The following is a 1083-nucleotide window of genomic DNA, read 5'->3' as shown; positions in this document are numbered from 1 at the left end:
ACTGTCAGCGATCGTGTAGCACAGATGGCCGTCAAGATGATGCTGGAACCACAGTGGGACCTGTTGTTCAGCGATTCTTCATTTGGCTATCGACCGGGAAAATCGGCGCATGATGCCGTTGCACAGGCAAAAGTGAACTGCTGGAAATACGAATGGGTGATTGATCTGGATATCAAAGGTTTCTTTGATAATCTTGATCATGCTCTGCTATTGAAGGCAGTGGATCATCTGCATCCTGCCCCATGGGTCAGACTCTGCATAGTGCGATGGCTGAAAGCTGAGATCATTTTCCCGGACGGGCATCGTCATTCACCAGAAAAGGGTACCCCGCAGGGTGGGGTCATCAGTCCACTGCTGGCAAATCTTTTTCTGCACTACACCCAGGATAAATGGCTGGAGAAACACTACCCAAATAATGCATGGGAAAGGTATGCCGATGACAGCATCATTCACTGTCGGAGCCGATGGGAAGCGCGTTTGCTTCTCAGCCAGCTCAGGGAACGAATGAAAGACTGCGGGTTAGAGTTACATCCGGAGAAAACCCGGATCGTGAACTGCCACCCGCTGGCCAGAGGCAAAAGCGATGGCCACTATTCATTCGATTTTCTTGGGTTTACCTTCCGCCGCCGTGCAGCAAGGAAGATTGCAGGTGGTCTGTTCACCGGATTTCTACCGGCAATAAGCAATAAGGCCCAGAAAGCCATCGTCCGGACATTCCGTAAATGGAATATTCAGCGGCTGACAAGCCTGTCGGCAGAAGAAATTGCGGAAAGAATCAACCCGCAGCTGCGTGGATGGATCAATTATTATGGGAAGTTTTATCCAAGTGAAATGAACAGATTATGGCGAATACTGGACTGGCGGTTGGTAAAGTGGGTCCGGTGCCGTTATAAGCAATACCGGTGGCATCAAAGCCGCGCCAGCGAAGTACTGGAGCGGATCAGACAGCGTAATAAGACACTGTTTGTACACTGGAAGTTCATGATCAGATAGAGTTGAATAACAGGAGCCGTATGAGGTGAGAGCTTCACGTACGGTTCTGTGAGCGGCCAGAGGGGGAGGATCCCTCTGGTCTACTCGACC

1 protein-coding gene is annotated in these 1083 nt (G+C 50.6%); it reads left to right on the top strand.

The window, feature by feature from the left end; translation table 11 throughout:
• On the top strand, positions 1-993 hold a 993-nt coding region (ltrA, locus tag MUU47_RS00270), incomplete at its 5' end, for a group II intron reverse transcriptase/maturase (protein WP_258986128.1).
• Between the last annotated feature and the right edge of the window lie 90 nt (positions 994-1083).

The sequence above is a fragment of the Scandinavium hiltneri genome (assembly GCF_024764835.1).
Lineage (GTDB): Bacteria > Pseudomonadota > Gammaproteobacteria > Enterobacterales > Enterobacteriaceae > Scandinavium > Scandinavium hiltneri.
Note: the sequence above shows the minus strand (reverse complement) of the source record. Positions and strands in the feature narration are given on the sequence as shown.